Here is a 238-nt window from a genome sequence, read left to right as displayed (position 1 = left end):
ATCATTAATCTCAGTTTCAACTATACCTAATCTGTCATTTATTCCGCCATCGTCATTTACTTGTAAGTCTAAATTAGAAAGATCACCTTCTAACGAATTAACTCTATATGCTAATGAAGATGGGTCAGGAGTAACAACATTACCAGTGAAGTTATCTAAATCAGTAATTGATTGTGTATTAATTGAAATAGCTTCTTCACTATCAGTAAGTCTAGTATATATGGTGTCAGTAACCTCA

General features: G+C 31.9%; 1 protein-coding gene. It reads right to left on the bottom strand.

Annotated features, from left to right (window positions below; translation table 11 throughout):
- On the bottom strand, window positions 1-238 hold a 238-nt coding region (locus RMT89_RS45320; protein WP_315889581.1), incomplete at both ends, for a hypothetical protein.

It is taken from the genome of Streptomyces sp. P17 (assembly GCF_032436805.1).
In the GTDB taxonomy this organism is placed as follows: Bacteria; Actinomycetota; Actinomycetes; order Streptomycetales; family Streptomycetaceae; genus Streptomyces.
This window is presented reverse-complemented; position numbering and strand designations above follow the sequence as displayed.